We start from the raw sequence: 15,861 nt of genomic DNA on the forward strand, positions 1-15,861 counted from the left end.
CGCCTGATCAGATGCGCACCACCACACCGGGGACAATCCATCCCATCCTCCTGAGCAAATCACTTGCACAGCACAAGAATCCAAAAAGGATCGTAGGTAAACAGTTCCCCTTGATGGGGGAGGGGACTGGATCGAGCGTTGTGACGCGTCGGAACCAGCCCTCAACTGTTGCCGGAACGCCAATGCCCCGGAAAATCTTCGGACCTTTCGGCATGGTAAGGATTTTTTGCCGTATTCGGGTGCATGGTGAACAAAGTCTTTTCCGAGGCCCGATTTGTTCAAGTCCACCCTTGCCGGCGCAGCCATGTTCGCTGCCGTGTCGTCCATTGCCATGGGCGCGCTGGGGTGTGACACGCTGCAACCGGGGCCGACCGGCGTGGTGATGCAGGTCACCGATGGCGATACGGTGGTGCTCCAGAGCGGGTTGGTGGTGCGGCTGGTGGGCACGCAAGCGCCTAAACTGCCGCTGGGACGCGACAATTTTGAAACCTGGCCCAAGGCCGAAGCGGCCAGGGCGGCGCTGGAACAACTGGCTTTGAACAAGCCGGTGCGCCTGGCCTATGGCGGCCAGTCCATCGATCGTTACCAGCGGGCGCTGGCGCAGATGTTCGTCACCGCTGGTGATGATGAAATCTGGGTGCAGCAGGCCATGGTGGCGCAGGGTCTGGCGCGGGTTTATTCCTTCCCTGACAACCGCCAATGTCTTGATGAACTTTACCGTGCCGAGGGCCAGGCACGCGCGGCGGGCCTTGGCATCTGGGCTGACCCGTATTACAGCCTTCGCGCGGCGGAACGTCCAGGCGAGATTCTGGCCCGGGTTGGTCATTACGAACTGGTCGAGGGACGCGTGCTGGTGGCCGATGAGGCCAGCGGGCGCGTCTATCTCAATTTTGGCCGGTCCTGGAAAGACGACTTTACCGCTGTAATTGACGCCTCGGCACTCAAGCTGTTTGCCGAAGCCAAACGCGATCCGCTGCTGCTTGAGGGGGCATTGGTACGGATCAGGGGATGGGTGGACGACCGGGATGGTCCGCGCATCGCAGTGACCCATCCCGAACAGATCGAGGTTCTGGCCACACGATGATTATGTTCCAGGCCACCAAGACCCTGCTCGCCAAGAGCGCACTGGCTTTGTCGCTGGTGGCGCTGAGCGCGTGCAGCAGCTTTACCGGCAGCAACGTGTCGGTGTCGTCGCTTGGCGATAATCCTGCGCCCACCGTGGCGCCGCAAAGCGGCGAGCCCGAAGACGTGGTGATTGGCCGGCGCGAGCATCCACGCATCGTCGCCGCCTATGGCGGCATCTATTCGGATCGCACCGCGGAAATCATGATCGCCCAGATCGTGGGCCGGTTGATGTCGGCGGCCAACCAGCCCAATACCCAGTTCACCATCACCATTCTCGATAGCGCCGAGGTCAACGCCTTTGCGCTGCCCGGCGGCTATATCTATGTGACGCGCGGCATTCTGGCGCTGGCTTCCGACAAGAGCGAAATTGCCGCCGTGCTGGCGCACGAAATGGCCCATATCATTTTGCGCCATGCCAGGGCGCGCACCGACCGCACCCGCACCACCGAAATCGTCGAACGTGTCATCAGTGGCGTGCTGGGGCAGGATGCGGCCACTGAAGGGGCCAATCGGGCCAAGTCGCTGGCGGCGTTCAGCCAGGGCCAGGAACTGGAAGCTGACCGCGAAGGCATCAAGATCGCCGGCAAGGCCGGTTATGATCCGCACGCCGCGGCGCGCTTCCTGGGCGTCATGGGCCGCTTTGCCAAATTCTCGGTGGGCGACAAGACCGGCGATGATTTCCTGTCCTCGCACCCGTCGACGCCTGACCGCATCCAGAAAGCTATCGCCGTGGCGACCAGCCTGTTCGGTCCGCCCGGTGTCGGGGAAACCGATCGTCCGGGCTATATGGCCGCCGTTGCGGGCCTGACCTTTGGTGACAGTCCAGCACAGGGCTCGATCATTGGTCGCAAGTTCATCAATACCGCCAACAAGTTCACCTTCAGCGTGCCGCAGGGCTATACCCTGCAGAACTCGCAGAGCGCCGTGGTTGGCGTGGCGGGTGACGGCGAAGCGGTGCGCTTCGACAGCGCCGATGTGCCGCCGACCGTGGCTTTGAGCGACTATCTGAAATCGGGCTGGATTGCCGGCTTGAAGCCGGAAACCGTCACCGCCGACAGCTATAACGGCATCGAAATGGCGTCGGGCGTGGCGCAGACCGAACAGTGGTTCTTCCGCGTTTCGGTGATGCGCTTTGATGGCGACGTTTATCGCTTCATCTTTGCCGCCAAGGCTGATAGCGCCCGCTTTGCCGCTGGCGCTCAGGCGACCCTCAAGAGCTTCCGCCGCGCCGATGCGGCTGACCTCGGGCAAATCCGCAAGGTGGCGATCAAGGTGGTGACGGCCAGAGCCGGCGATAGCGCCGCTGCCCTGTCCAAGCAGATGGCCGGGCTGACCCGTGGCGACGATCTGTTCTACATCATCAATGATCTGCTGCCTGGCGATCCGCTGGAAGCCGGGCAGAAATACAAGATCGTGACGCTGCAATAAAAGCCTGCGCCCGGAGGTGTGAACTGTCCCGCTCCGAGCGCCTGTTTGAACTGTTGCAGGCGCTGCGTCGGCATCGCCGGCCGGTCAGCGGCAAGGTGTTGGCCGAACAGACCGGCATTTCCATCCGTACGCTGTATCGCGACATTGCCACCCTGCAGGCGCAGGGTGCCCAGATCGAGGGCGAGCCGGGCGTCGGCTACGTGCTCAAGCCGGGCTTCATGCTGCCGCCGCTGATGTTTTCCGAGGACGAGATCGAGGCCTTGGTGCTCGGCTCGCGCTGGGTGGCACGACGGGCCGATGATCGGCTGGGGCTGGCGGCGCGCGATGCGATCGCCAAGATCGCCGCCGTGCTGCCCCCGGAATTGCGCGAGGATCTGGAAAGCTCAAGCCTGCTGGTTGGTGCGCGCTCGCCACTGGCGCCATCGGGCGTCGATGTGGCGGCGCTGCGTGACGCGATCCGCGCCGAGCACAAGGTTTCCATCACCTACGCCGACGCGACCGGGCAGGGCACATCGCGCCTGGTCTGGCCGTTCGCGCTGGGGTTCTTTGATCAGGTGCAGGTGCTGCTGGCCTGGTGCGAATTGCGGCAGGGGTTCCGGCACTTCCGGCTGGATCGAATGAGCGCGCTGCAGCTGACCGAACTGCGTTATCCCAAGCGCCGACAGGTTTTGCTCAAGCAATGGCGCGAGCAGGAAAACGTTCGTCCGCAGGAATGATGCTGCCAAAAACTGACAGTGTGTCGCGCTAGGGTGATCTCAACAACAAGGAGATCACTCATGTTCCTTTACACCATTCTCTATGTCGCAGACCCGCTCAAAAGTGCTGCGTTTTATGCCAAGCTGTTCGAGCGCGAGGCAGTCGAAGCGTCGCCCGGCTTTGCGCTATTCGTGCTCGATGGCGGCTCCAAGCTCGGCCTCTGGCAGCGCGACGACGTCAAGCCGGATGGCACTGCACGGGCAGGCGGCGCTGAACTCGTTGTGCAGCAGGACAGCGATGCAGCGGTCGACGAGCGCTTTGCCGATTGGACGGCGCGCGGTGTGCTGATGCTGCAAAGTCCTGTCGATCTGGATTTCGGGCATACTTTCGTCGCCGTCGATCCCGATGGTCAACGTCTGCGCGTGTTCCACCCGTCAGAGGGCTAAAATGACCAGATACTGGATTGGTGTCGCCTCGGCGGATCATGTCCGAGGCGGCCGGGCCGGGGGTTTCATGCAGCTCGGCCACGGTAAATCCGCCCCGCTCAAGCGCCTGCATCCGGGCGACGGGATTGTGTATTACTCGCCCAGCACCGAATACGGCAAAAGCGATGGGTTGCAGGCGTTCACCGCGATTGGCGTGGTGCGTCCCGGGGAAATCTATGCCGGCAATATGGGCGCCGATTTCCAGCCCAATCGCCGCGATGTGGATTGGGCTGGCGACACGCAGGAGGTGTCAATCCGGGGGCTGCTCGAACAGCTGGAGCTGACCCGTGGCCTGCAACACTGGGGCGGCAAGTTCCGGTTTGGACTGGTGGAGATTTCCGCTGCGGATTTTGCCGTGATCGGCGCTGCTATGGGGGCGAAGCCTTAGCAGGGCTCTCGGTCGTCACCCCTCGCCCCGCCTCTGCCTCCCTTCTCCCCTTGAGGGAGAAGGTGCCCGAAGGGCGGATGAGGGGTCCCTTCTTGCTTCGGGTAGGGAGGATAGAACCGCTCACCCAGTAATTTCTTCTGGACGAAGAAATTACTGCCCCTCTCCCTCAAGGGGTGGGGGGACGACTGATGGGCTTTGGCAACAAACAAAAAAGGCCGGGGTCACCCCCGGCCTTCATCAATTCAAATCCACAAAACTAAGCTGCGGCTTCCTCGGCGTCCGACGCATCCGACTTGGTGCGTTTGGGCGACTTGGCGAGGTTCTTTTCGATCAGCTGCACGGCTTCGGTCAGCGTCAGCTTGTTGACGGCGCCGATTTCGCGGCTCATGCGGTCCATCGCCTGCTCGAACAGCTGGCGTTCCGAATAGGACTGCTCGGGCTGCTCTTCGGAGCGATACAGATCGCGCACGACTTCGGAGATGGCGATCAGGTCGCCCGAATTGATCTTGGCTTCATATTCCTGGGCGCGACGCGACCACATGGTCCGCTTGACGCGGGCGCGGCCGGTAACGGTGGTCAGGGCCTGGTTCACCAGATCTTCTTCGGCAAGGTGACGCATGCCGACAGACTTGATCTTGGCGACGGGAACGCGCAGGGTCAGCTTATCCTGTTCGAAGCTGATGACGAACAACTCAAGGACCAACCCGGCAACTTCTTGTTCTTCGATCGAGACGATCACGCCGACGCCGTGCGCCGGGTAGACCACGAACTCGCCGGTTTTGAACCCAAGCCGCTGCTGTGTCTTCTTGATTACCATTCGGAAACTCCTTGTTGACGCCCCGATGGACAGTTCTGCGCGGGTCAGACCGTCCATTCCGTACTCTTCAGATTGCGCCGCTCACAAAGCAGCGCGCAGTCAAGTTCACAGCCGTCCGGGTCCGCTTTCCCGGCGCGCTGCGCATCAAATATGATGATCCTGTCAAAAAAAGAGTGCCGAATGGCACATGGCGAAAGACGGGCTTGGCTGCATGTAGACAGACCATAGCACAAAAATTCAGCAAAATCAAAAGCTGCGAATCAACCGGTAGTTGTCCGTAAACGGAACCCACAAAACCGATACCGGTCCGGTTTTATGAGGTGGAAATCCGCAGACGCCCGGAATCCCTGGCTGTTCGCCGAAAAAGCCACCGCGGGCTTGTGGAAAACCTCAGTCGCCCTCGCCCGGAGCTTCCGAGAAATATTTCTCGAATTTTTCGGTCTCGCCGTCAAATTGCTTGGCGTCGGTCGGGGCATCGCGGCGTTCGCTCAGGTTCGGCCAGATATTGGCGAACTTGGTGTTGATCTCGAGCCACTTGTCGAGACCGCTTTCGGTATCGGGCTTGATCGCCTCGGCCGGGCATTCAGGTTCGCACACGCCGCAATCGATGCATTCGTCCGGATGGATGACGAGCATGTTCTCGCCTTCGTAGAAGCAATCGACGGGGCATACCTCGACGCAATCCGTGTATTTGCACTTAATGCAATTGTCGGTGACGATATAAGTCATCTGGCGGGCGATCCTGCGGGCAATTCTGGCAAAGTCGATTGTAGCCACCGACGCCGGGGCGTGCGGTAACGGTCCGGTGCTAAACTCTTTTCCCGGGCACTGCAAGGGTTCGGGCGGGCACGAGATTGCTGTTTTTCGAGGCGCGGCGAAATGACGTTGGCTGCCACAAACCCGCAGAAAACATGAGTTTACTAGTCATCTATAGAGCGACGGGATTGGCGCTTGACCTCGAGCGTGGTTGAGGTTGTACGTTGCCTGCCCGTCCCGCTTCTCCTCCCCTAATTTGAGACCGGTGATATGCAGAACCCAGCGGCCGCCTAATCGTCCCGATCATCGCGCAAGCCATCGGTTTCCCGCCGTTCCTTCTTGGTCGGGCGGCCGGCGCCAGCGTCGCGCTTGCCAATCGCCATATCGAACGCCGAGCGTTCTTCGCGGGGGAGCGGCGGCGGGGACAGGTCTTGGTAAAGCGTGGCGGCTTCGGTGGCCGGGCCGCGTCTGGTGCCGGGCGAGACGATCTTCCAGACCACGATCCGTTCATGGATGGTCATGGTCAGCACATCGCCGCTGCCGACCTTGTGGTCGGTGGCCGTGGTGCGCTCGCCGTTGACGCGCACCACGCCAGTTTCGATGAGCTTTTGCGCCAGGGTGCGCGATTTGATGGCCCGCGAGAAGAACAGGAACTTGTCGAGCCGTTCTTTCGCGCTGCCGCTCATTCCGACTTGGCGTTGCGCAAGGCGGCCAGTTTAGCAAATGGGCTATCGGGATCGAAGCCCTTGCGTTCGGGCTGCTTGGGCATTTCGAACTTGGGCGCATCGTGGCGCGGCTTGTCCGAACGCGGCGGGCGGCCATCGGTCCGGCTGTCGGCCTTGGCGCGATTTTCAAAGCGTGCCTTGCCATTAAGGTGCGCGGCCTTGGTCAGGTCCTGCACTTCGCCTTCCGGCCGGCGATTGACCGGCTTGGGCGCCGGCTTTTCCGCGGCGGGGCGGGTGCGCACCTGTTGCACTTCGCCTTCGGGGCGACGGCGGCTCTGCTGGGTTTCCCCTTCAGGACGGCGCGGTGCGGCATGGCGCTTGTTGGGCGTATGATGATCGCGGCGACCGCCGGGGGACCAGATTTCGTCAAATTCTGGCTCAGCGGCGGTGGCGTCGGCTGATGGTGCAGCGGCAGCCATTTCCACCGGTGCGGCCTCGATGATCGTGGTGGCCGGAATATCGAGTTCCGGTGTGACGGCTTCAACCGGCACGGCGTCGAGTTCTGCCACGGGAGCGGGTTCAACCGCCGACGGATTTTCCGTCAGGGTTTCTTCCAGAGCCGGTGCTTCGGCGCTGGCCTCGGCGGCGGGTGCCGGCGCGGCGACAACCTTTGGCGTGCGGCGCAGGCGATAGCCCAGCGAGGTCAGGATCGAGGCGAAGTCTTCGCCGGCACAGCCAAGCAGCGAGGTCATTTCGACCGTCACCTTGAAGCCATTGCCATCGGCGGCGCCAGCAGGCAGTGCGCCGTCATGGCGTTTTGGATCGAGCGCGATCAGCGGGCGGATGATATCGGCCAGGCGTTCGAGGATATCGACGCGCACAGCGCGCTTGCCGGCCACCTTGAAGCCGGCGACTTCATAAAGGTTCTGCGCCACTTCGGGATCGGTGGTGAACGAGGTGCGCCCCGAGAGCACGATATGGGGCAGGTCGGTGACGCCGGGCTGGCGGATGCCGCCATTTTTGAGCGCAAACAGGATGATCGCCAGTTCGCGCGGCGCGGGCTTGAGCATCAGCGGCAGATAGATGTGGTAGGCGCCGAACTTGATGCCATGCTTGCGCATCTTGCCGCGCACGTCCTGATCGAGGTTCTTGACCTCGTCGCCGACCGCAGCGCGGGGCAACAAGCCAAGGTGTTCGGACAACTGATAGGCGATGCCGCGGGCGACGCCGTCGAGATCGGCTGGTTCGGCCAGGGTCACGATGGGTTCGAGCACGGTGTTGATGTGGTGGCGCAGCCACAGGTTCAGCCGGTCCTGCACACGATCCAGATCGGTGCCGGTCAGCGATTCATCGGCCAGCATCAGGATGCGCGGCCGCAGCAACACGTCGCCTTCGAGCAGTTCGGCCACCACATCGCCGCGCCAGCGCAGCTTGCCATCGGTCGCCAGAACGAATTCCTCGTTCGGCGCCCCGGCCAGCCGGTCGGCCCGGTTGTGAATTTCCGGCGCCACCACATGGTCGGCAGCGGTGCGCAGGCCTTTCACATCGACGTCGCCATCGTTGCGGGCCAGCGTGAAGCGGAAGCCTTCGAGAGTGCCGATGAGATGGCCTTCCAGCCGGACTTCGCCACGTTCATTGATCTCAGGAGATGCCATACGTTTGTCTTTCAGGTGACGGAGCAGCACGCTGGTGCGGCGATCGACGAACCGCTGGGTCAGACGCTCATGCAGGGCGTCGCTCAGCCGGTCTTCTATGTCACGGGTCTTTTCGCGCCAATGGGACGGGTCTTCAAGCCAGTTTTTACGGTTAGCGATAAATGTCCAGGTCCGTATCTGCTTGATGCGGTTCGACAGGGTATCAATATCACCTGAGCTATTGTCGCAGAACCGCACCTGCTCGGCAATCCAGTCGGCGTTGACGACGCCATGCTTGCGCAAATCGGTATAGACCCGGGTGATGATCTCGCCATGGGCCGCCGGCGAGATGCCGCGATAGTCCGGCGTCTGGCAACATTCCCACAAAAGCTGCACGTTTTTGCGGCCAATCGCCAGTTTTCCGGCCTCGTTGCGGGCCAGGAACTCCATGGCGTGCTGGTCGGTGGCGACCGGTACGCGCGTCAAATTACGGTGTTCGGGCGGCTTTTCGAGGCTATCGCGCAAGGCAATCAGCGAGGAAAAATCCAGCTCATTGTTGCGCCATTGCAGCACTTTTATGGGGTCGAAGTCGTGGCTTTCGAGCGCCACGATCATTTCTTCGTCGAACTCGGGGGTTCCTCCGGTGACGCCAAAGGTGCCGTTGCGGCTGTGGCGCCCGGCGCGCCCGGCGATCTGGCCCAGTTCAGCCGGGGTCAGCGGGCGGCTTTGGTGGCCATCGAACTTGGTGTCGTCGGCAAAGGCAATGTGGTGGATATCAAGGTTGAGACCCATGCCGATGGCGTCGGTGGCCACCAGAAAATCCACGTCGCCGTTTTGATAGAGCTCGACTTGGGCATTGCGGGTGCGCGGGCTCAGCGCCCCCATCACCACCGCAGCGCCACCGCGTTCGCGGCGGATCAGTTCGGCGATGGCGTAAACCTGCGCCGCCGAAAACGCGACAATGGCAGATCGCGTGGGTTGCCGGGAAATCTTGCGACTGCCGGCATAGGTCAGTTCGGAAAAGCGTGGCCGGTCGATGATATCTGCATTGGGCAGCAGCTTGCGGATCACCGGCGCCATCGTGGCGGCGCCCAGCAACAGGGTTTCGCTGAGACCTCGTGCATGCAGGATGCGGTTGGTGAACACATGGCCGCGGTCAAAATCCACGGCGGTCTGGATTTCGTCGATGGCGACGCATTCCACCGGAATGTCGGTGGGCATCGATTCCACGGTACACACCCAGTAGCGCGGCTTGGCGGGGATGATCCGTTCTTCGCCGGTGATCAGCGCCACCGCCTGCACCCCGACCCGCTCCACTACCCGCTGATAGACCTCGCGCGCCAGCAGGCGCAGCGGCAGGCCGATCATGCCGGTTGAGTGCGCCAGCATGCGGTCGATGGCAAAATAGGTCTTGCCGGTATTGGTGGGGCCGAGAATCGCCTTGAGCGATCCGAAAGAACTAAAACTCATCGCCGCCTATGTAGGGCGTTCCGGGGCAGGATACGAGTGTCCCGCGACAGGACAGTTAGCACGCTCAATTGAAGATGCAATTCACCAATGAAACGAACAGCGAACAAAATCAGATCGAATCGGCGTGGCGGGCTGAATCTGGCTTTGTTCACTACTGCCGGTAGTGGGGTGGCCTTGGAACACGCCATAGGACACCTGAGTTTGACCGCGAAAGCCGCGCTGGACGAGCAAGGCCATTCAACTCGGTTACCAAACCCTTAAATTACCCCGCTTCGGACGCTGCAAACGCGCTTCGTTACCCGAAGGTAAACTGCTGGCAGGCAAAGATTTATTGGCGATTGACGCCTTTTGTTCCGGGCGGCGGCGGCCAGAGCGCGCTAAATTGAGGAAATAGTGATTGACCGCCCCAGAATGGCACAGAGATTTTGTAAAGGCTTGATTAACCATAATTTTCTGACTGGGCGCAGAGGTGCCACGCACCAAACGATGGTCCGGGCCAGTCCGCCTCCTCATCAACCTACCCCGTAAGAGCATGGTGGCGCTTCCCGTTGGCGGCAAAAACCTTGTCGAACCCACCAGCCCGGCACTTCCCGCTTGATGGGGGAGGTTGGGAGGCGGTGTGGGAAGCCACTATCCATCGACCCACTTCCCCATTCCGGCACGATGTTCCGTGCATTTCCCACGCCGCGTTAACCATTGGCCCAAAGCCGGAACGAACACGGATCGAATCGAGCGCGGGGGGTGAATGCGGCTTTGTTCACCACTGCTGCTGGTGGGTTGGCGTCGCCATTGCCACTAGTGCGCGAGGCACATGGCCTGCCCCGCCCGATCGCATCGGGAAGCCGTTCATACTCGTTAAAAATGCGTTCATATTGGTGATTTCGACTACCGAATCGGCCGTTTATGAACGCGCCGTAAAGCCGCCCACAGGCAAACAATTTTATGGCTTGAGATGTGGTCCCTGCATTTGCAGGGATCCTGCGCCGCTAAATTGAGGAAAAACCCCATTGACCGTCCCATGGCGGGACAGGTTTTTCGGCAACGATTGGTAAACCATAAATTCTGCAGACCAAAAAAATCAGGGCTGCATCTGGGTCAGCACCATCGACAGATCGCCGACGCTGGTGGTCAGCAGCAGCCGATAGGGGATGAAATAGCCAGTTTCGCCGAGCGGGGCATACCAGATCAGGATGCGGTCGCTATCGGCCAGATAGGTGGTCATTTCCGAGGTCGTAAAATGTCCGGAAACCGGAGTGTACTTGATATTACAAAGGATTACCGGCCCTTGATAGCCGGTGCGCGGGGAAGTGGCCTCGTCGGCGCTGGTATAGGTCAGGCCGATATTGAAGCGCTCGACACCGGTAAAGATCTGCATCTTGTGCTGGCATAGGGTCTTGTCCAGCTTGCCGCCCTTGAACACGAAGGATGACAGCATATCGGTGACATCGGTCAGGTGACGGCGTTCGATCGGCACGCGATTGTAGTTGTCCACCAGCGGCGGATCGACCTTGAACGCCGAAACATCGCCACCCGCATAGGACACGTCGACGCTGAAATCCTCGCCATTGGCGTGAGTCATCAGATCGAACTCTTCCGGGCGCAGTGTCGAGCTGGTCGAACGGCCGCTGGCGCTGACAGTGGCGCTGCCGCTGGCCACCATATTGGCGAGGCCGGCGACGTTGGCCTTGAGGTCGAGCCCGAATTTCTGGCCGTCGTCCTTGAGTTCCACCGAAATATTGGCAACGTTGAGGCCGCCCAGGGTGACCACATATTTGGCCGTTGCATCGACATCTGCAGCGGCGGCCAAGGCCACGCTGGACACCGAAATAACAGCAGCAAGGCCTAAAGCGCGAAGGGAGCGGGCAAGCATCACGGGACGGGAACTTTCAGCACAAAGGGCATTCGTGGCCCAAGCGAATCACGATTGGGACAAAAGTGCCGTGACAAACCGGCCCATGCAAGGCGCTCGCGGCCGTTTGAGGCGCGCTTGAGCTTGACGGGAGCGGGGGTTTTGTCTATTTACCGCGCAGATTTCAGGACACGACTGGCCCAATGCGGGGCTCGATCCCCGCAAATGGCCCGTTTATGCAAAGAGGATTTAGACCATGGCACGGCGTTGTGAATTGACCGGCAAGGGCGTTATGACCGGGAACAATGTGAGCCACGCGCTCAACCGCACCCGTCGTCGGTTCTTGCCGAACCTTTTGAATGTAACTCTCATCTCGGACGCGCTGAACCGCTCGGTCAAGTTGCGGATCTGCGCTAATGCGCTGCGCACCGTGGAACACCGTGGCGGCCTCGACGCTTTCCTGCTCAAGCAGGATGATGCCGACATGAGCACGCTGGCCCAGGGCCTGAAGAAGGAAATTCGCGCGGCCCTCGCCGCCTAAGCGAATTTTTTGAACTGAATTGATCCGCGCGGTCCCCAGGGATCGCGCGGATTTGTTTCTGGCATGTTGTTGGCACGGTTGTGTTGGGCTTCATGTCAGGCCGGACCGAAAGGCGTTGTTTCCGAGAACCGGAGCGGAGCGTACCCAAAGGTACGGGAGCACCGGAAGCGGAGGAAATGGCGGCTTGCAGGTCGGCATCACATGAAGAACAATACAACCGCCCCGGTCTGATGCCGGTCAGCGTAACTGAGGTGCATTCTGATGCTTGCTCGCCTGATGACGGCCCGCTTTGGCGCGGCCGTGCTTGCCATGATCGTTGTGGTCACGGCCTCCAATTTTCTCGTGCAATTTCCGGTCCAGGCCCAGCTTGGCCCGATCAATCTGGCTGACCTGCTGACCTGGGGCGCCTTTACTTACCCATTCGCCTTCTTGGTCTCGGATCTCACCAATCGCCAGCAGGGGCCGCAGGTGGCACGGATCGTCGTGCTGGTCGGCTTCGTGATTGCGCTGGGCATCTCGGCCTATCTGTCGACGCCACGGATCGCCTTTGCTTCGGGTATGGCGTTCCTGGTTGGCCAGTTGCTCGACATTTCGGTGTTTCAGCGCCTGCGCACCTGGCGCTGGTATCTGCCGCCGCTGGTTGGCTCGCTGATCGGTTCGGCGCTCGATACGCTGATCTTTTTCTCGCTGGCCTTTGCGCCGGTGTTTGCCGGAATTGATGCGATCACCGGTCATGCCGATGGCTCGCTGGGGTTCCCGGCACCCTGGCTTGGTATTGGTGGCGAGGTGCCGCTCTGGACCTCGTTGGCCTCCGGCGATTTCAGCGTCAAGCTGCTCTGCGCTTTGCTGCTGCTGGTGCCCTATCGGTTGCTGATGGGTTCGCTGGCGCAGCGCGCGGCGGTTGCGGCCTGACTTTCTTCCTACCCTCTCCCCTTGCGGGAGAGGGACAGATTTTCTGCGTTCAGCAGAAAATCAGGGTGAGGGGTTGCCGCCGCATGCGCGGAGTTTGAAGAACCCCCTCATCCGCCCCTTAGGGGCACCTTCTCCCGCAAGGGGAGAAGGGAGAGCGTTCAATGTTGATCCTCCGGCAGCGTGAACTCCAGCAGCAGGTTGCGCTCCCAGTCGTTGAAATTGTTATCCGAGCCGAGCACGATCCGCGTTTCGCCATTGGGCGCGGTATGAACGCCAACCTGCTCCATATTGTCGATATCCCCGCCACTGGCCTGTAGCAGCACTTCACCGGTCATCAGGTTGCCGGGCCGAACATCGGCGGCCTTTACCCTGCGCAGGGTCATGGTGAAGCTCAGGAACGAAATGCCGCGCTCCAGCACCAGCAGGTCGCCATTGGGCAAAAAGGCGCAGTCGGATGGATTGGTGTCGCTGTCCGAATGATAACTCAGCGCGCCCTTGTCGTTCTGGCCCAATAGCCAGGCGACATGCTGGCCATCGCCATCGATCACCCCTTCGGTCAGCAGCAGCGTCGAGCCGGCGATCGGCGAGGTGTCGGGGGCAACGCACACTGCCTCCAGCGATTCATTGGTGCGGGTATTGCTCAAAAAATCCGGAATGGTGACTTCGCGGGCCGCGCCGCCCGGAATGTCATTGGTGAGCGCAAAATCGGCGACGCGCGTCAAATGCTCGAAACCGACGCGCACCGCGACCGGTTTGCCGGCATGCGTAGCGACGGCGATGGCTTCCGCGTCGCGACTGTATTGCCGGGGCAGGGGCGCGCCTTTGGAATTCTGGATCGGCTCGATAGTGGCGCCGATAAAGCCCAGCAGCCGGGCGGCATCGTCGTAGATCAACTGGCCGGAAATGAAATTGCCACGGTCGGAAACGAACGCCACATGCTGGTCCGCGCCGGTAAAGGCGATGCCGGATAGGCCGCCGAAGGTGTCGATCTGGCTGACCATGCCAATGCCGCCCCGCCAGATCAGCTTGTCGACCGGCTGATCAAGCTGGGCGCCCTTGAATTGGGTGATCTGCACCGCACCGACGGTCAGTTCGGCGGCCTGTGCGGCAGGGATCGCCAGCAGCGCCACAAGGCTTGCCGCAAGCGTGGTCCCCCTCATCACCGCCGGCTCCGCCGTCCCATCACGGGGGTTTCTTCGTCAAACAGCGCCGCCAACTCGTCGGTGAGCGCCCCGCCCAGTTCTTCGGCGTCGAGCAGGGTCACGGCGCGGCGATAATAGCGGGTCACGTCATGGCCGATGCCCACCGCCACCAACTGGATGGGCGAGCGGGTTTCGATGTCCTCAATCACCTGCCGCAAATGAGCTTCGAGGTAATTGCCGGCGTTGACGCTTTGCGTCGAGTCATCGACCGGGGCACCATCGGAAATCACCATCAGGATGCGCCGGCTTTCCGGTCGCGCCATCAGCCGCTTGCGGGCCCATTCGAGCGCTTCGCCGTCGATGTTTTCCTTGAGCAAGCCCTCGCGCATCATCAGCCCGAGATTGCGCCGAGCATGGCGCCACGGCTCATCGGCGGCCTTGTAGATGATATGGCGGACGTCGTTGACACGGCCGGGGCTGGGCGGGCGATTGGCTTCGAGCCAGGCTTCGCGGCTCTTGCCACCCTTCCAGGCGCGCGTGGTAAAGCCCAGGATCTCGACCTTGACGCCGCAGCGCTCCAGCGTGCGCGCCAGGATATCACCGCAGATCGCCGCGATGGTGATCGGGCGGCCGCGCATCGAGCCGGAATTGTCGATCAACAGCGTCACGATGGTGTCGCGGAAGTCGGTGTCGTTTTCCACCTTGAACGACAAGGCCTGCATCGGGTCGGTGACGACGCGGGTCAGGCGCGCCGTGTCGAGCAGGCCTTCCTCCAGGTCAAACTGCCAGGAGCGGCTCTGCTTGGCCATCAGGCGACGCTGCAGCTTGTTGGCTAGCCGGGCCACGGCGCCGGCCAGATTTTCCAGCTGCTTGTCGAGCAAAGCGCGGAGCTGGTCCAGCTCTTCGGGCGGGCAGAGGTCCGCCGCCTTGACGATCTCGTCAAACTTGGTGGTGAAAATCTTGTAGTTGAACTGATTGGAAAGCTGCGTGCCGCCATCCTTGGCGGGCGGGGGCATGGGGGCATCATCACCGGCATCGGACGCAGCGTCTTCGTCGCTGTCGGCCATGTCGCTTTCCATGCCGTCGACATCACCGGTCTCCTCGCTGTCGCCGGCGCTTTCGTCGCTTTCGGCGTCCTGCTGGTCGTTCTCGCCTTCGCCCTGTTCAGGGTTCTGGTCGGTGCCGTCGGCATTGTCGGGCTCCTGGTCGTCGCCATTGTCCTCGTCGCTGGCGTCGGGGTCTTCCATCTCGCTTTCGGGCACGAGATTGAGATCGCGCAACAGCGCCTTGGCGGCCTTGGAAAACTCGTCCTGATCTTCAAAACGGGTTAGCAGCTTGTCGAGCGACACGCCGCCCTTGGCCTCGATTTCGGCGCGCCACAGCTCAACCAGGGCGTGACCGGACGGCGGCACGGGAACGCCGGCCAGCTTTTCGCGCAACAACAGCCCCAATGCCTCGGCAATCGGGGCGTCACCACGATCCGAGACTTCGGCGAAATTGGCGCGGAACAGCCGGTCTTCCAGCATTTCGGTGATATTGCCGACCATGCCGGGCATGCGCACGCAGCCCAGCGCCTCGACGCGGGCCTGTTCGAGCGCATCGAAAGCCGCGCGGGCCATTGGATCGATCGGCGCGCGCTTGCGATGGGTATCGGGATCGTGGCTGGCCAGCCGCATGGCCATGGCATCGCCCTGGCCACGGGCAATGGCAATGTCACGCCGCGTCGGCAGGCGCGGCAGGTTGGCCAGCCGCGCCTTGTCCGAGGTCAGCAGCGGCCGATCGGCGGTGAAGGTGACTTCCAGATCAGGCTTGCCGCCAATAGCGCGCACGGTCGCGCCCATGGCGGTTTTGAACGCCTGGGTCTGGTCGGGTCGATTGGCTTTGCTGCGCGGTGGTTGTGCCATCAAATGCTCGCCGGTGGGGAAAGGCCCCCTCGCCCGCCGCTTGCGCGGC

At 61.7% G+C, this 15,861-nt stretch carries 14 protein-coding genes; 7 read left to right on the plus strand and 7 right to left on the minus strand.

Annotation, left to right across the window (positions count from 1 at the left end; genetic code table 11):
- Positions 1-274: 274 nt before the first annotated feature.
- From ABIT12_RS14085 to ABIT12_RS14105, 5 genes are read left to right on the plus strand one after another with little or no spacing between them, the layout of a single operon-like run.
- Positions 275-1,084, plus strand: a complete 810-nt coding sequence (locus tag ABIT12_RS14085; RefSeq protein WP_348042601.1) for a thermonuclease family protein — start codon at positions 275-277, stop codon at positions 1,082-1,084.
- On the plus strand, positions 1,081-2,553 hold the full coding sequence (locus ABIT12_RS14090; protein ID WP_348042602.1) for a M48 family metalloprotease: 1,473 nt from the start codon (positions 1,081-1,083) through the stop codon (positions 2,551-2,553). The genes ABIT12_RS14085 and ABIT12_RS14090 overlap by 4 nt, the downstream gene beginning before the upstream one ends.
- Positions 2,554-2,576: 23 nt before the next feature.
- Positions 2,577-3,269, plus strand: coding sequence for a YafY family protein (locus ABIT12_RS14095; protein ID WP_348042644.1), 693 nt, complete (start codon positions 2,577-2,579; stop codon positions 3,267-3,269).
- Positions 3,270-3,329: 60 nt separating this feature from the next.
- Positions 3,330-3,695, plus strand: coding sequence for a VOC family protein (locus tag ABIT12_RS14100; protein ID WP_348042603.1), 366 nt, complete (start codon positions 3,330-3,332; stop codon positions 3,693-3,695).
- Position 3,696: 1 nt separating this feature from the next.
- On the plus strand, positions 3,697-4,122 hold the full coding sequence (locus tag ABIT12_RS14105; protein ID WP_348042604.1) for an EVE domain-containing protein: 426 nt from the start codon (positions 3,697-3,699) through the stop codon (positions 4,120-4,122).
- Between the two features lie 256 nt (positions 4,123-4,378).
- On the opposite strand, the gene ABIT12_RS14110 is transcribed toward ABIT12_RS14105, so the two are convergent.
- The 5 genes from ABIT12_RS14110 to ABIT12_RS14130 form a co-directional block, all read right to left on the minus strand.
- Complete coding sequence (locus tag ABIT12_RS14110) at positions 4,379-4,939, minus strand: CarD family transcriptional regulator (protein WP_348042605.1); 561 nt, start codon at positions 4,937-4,939, stop codon at positions 4,379-4,381.
- Positions 4,940-5,329: 390 nt separating this feature from the next.
- Positions 5,330-5,668, minus strand: a complete 339-nt coding sequence (fdxA, locus tag ABIT12_RS14115) for a ferredoxin FdxA (protein WP_348042606.1) — start codon at positions 5,666-5,668, stop codon at positions 5,330-5,332.
- Positions 5,669-5,985: 317 nt separating this feature from the next.
- The gene (locus ABIT12_RS14120; protein ID WP_348042607.1) at positions 5,986-6,381 is read right to left on the minus strand and encodes an RNA-binding S4 domain-containing protein; all 396 of its coding nucleotides are present in this window, start codon (positions 6,379-6,381) and stop codon (positions 5,986-5,988) included.
- A complete protein-coding gene (locus tag ABIT12_RS14125; protein WP_348042608.1) occupies positions 6,378-9,464 on the minus strand; it encodes a helicase-related protein in 3,087 nt (1,028 codons plus the stop codon). The genes ABIT12_RS14120 and ABIT12_RS14125 overlap by 4 nt, the downstream gene beginning before the upstream one ends.
- Before the next feature lie 1,078 nt (positions 9,465-10,542).
- Positions 10,543-11,277 (minus strand): DUF3108 domain-containing protein, encoded by a 735-nt coding sequence (locus ABIT12_RS14130; RefSeq protein ID WP_348042609.1) that lies wholly within the window; start codon positions 11,275-11,277, stop codon positions 10,543-10,545.
- 292 nt (positions 11,278-11,569) lie between these two features.
- On the opposite strand from ABIT12_RS14130, the gene rpmB reads away from it, so the two are divergent.
- Together rpmB and ABIT12_RS14140 are read left to right on the plus strand one after the other, a co-directional pair.
- Positions 11,570-11,854 (plus strand): 50S ribosomal protein L28, encoded by a 285-nt coding sequence (rpmB, locus tag ABIT12_RS14135; protein WP_348042610.1) that lies wholly within the window; start codon positions 11,570-11,572, stop codon positions 11,852-11,854.
- Between the two features lie 261 nt (positions 11,855-12,115).
- Positions 12,116-12,766 (plus strand): VUT family protein, encoded by a 651-nt coding sequence (locus ABIT12_RS14140; protein ID WP_348042611.1) that lies wholly within the window; start codon positions 12,116-12,118, stop codon positions 12,764-12,766.
- 158 nt (positions 12,767-12,924) lie between these two features.
- Here the strand turns inward: ABIT12_RS14140 and ABIT12_RS14145 are convergent, their stop codons facing one another.
- Positions 12,925-13,926 (minus strand): esterase-like activity of phytase family protein, encoded by a 1,002-nt coding sequence (locus ABIT12_RS14145; RefSeq protein WP_348042612.1) that lies wholly within the window; start codon positions 13,924-13,926, stop codon positions 12,925-12,927.
- The gene (gene cobT, locus ABIT12_RS14150; RefSeq protein ID WP_348042613.1) at positions 13,926-15,812 is read right to left on the minus strand and encodes a cobaltochelatase subunit CobT; all 1,887 of its coding nucleotides are present in this window, start codon (positions 15,810-15,812) and stop codon (positions 13,926-13,928) included. Before cobT ends, ABIT12_RS14145 begins: the two co-directional genes overlap by 1 nt.
- Positions 15,813-15,861: the final 49 nt, after the last annotated feature.

The organism is Devosia sp. (assembly GCF_039927955.1).
Lineage (GTDB): Bacteria > Pseudomonadota > Alphaproteobacteria > Rhizobiales > Devosiaceae > Devosia.